Genomic DNA, 271 nt, shown 5'->3' on the forward strand with positions numbered 1-271 from the left:
GATAAATTCCGTTTTCGGGGAGTGTTCAGCAAACCAGGCCTGTAGCCCACCGAGGGTTCCGCCGGAGCCGACGCCGACGACAATCGCGTCGATATCGCCCTCCAGCTGCCGGAAGATTTCCGGGGCAGTGGTGGTGGCATGCGCCAGCGGGTTAGCCTCGTTATTAAACTGGTCGATATAAAAGGCGCCTGGCGTTTCGTCGGCAAGACGCCGGGCGTAGTCCTGATAGTATGCGGGATGGCCTTTGTTAACGTCCGAGCGGGTAAGCTGT

At 59.0% G+C, this 271-nt stretch carries 1 protein-coding gene; it reads right to left on the minus strand.

Features of this window, described 5'->3' with window-relative positions:
• The coding region (locus SAZ04_RS22135; protein WP_332699761.1) for a pyridoxal-phosphate dependent enzyme at positions 1–271 on the minus strand (271 nt) is incomplete at both ends.

The sequence above is a fragment of the Halalkalibacter lacteus genome (assembly GCF_036663595.1).
Classification (GTDB): Bacteria; Bacillota; Bacilli; order Bacillales; family Bacillaceae_D; genus Halalkalibacter; species Halalkalibacter lacteus.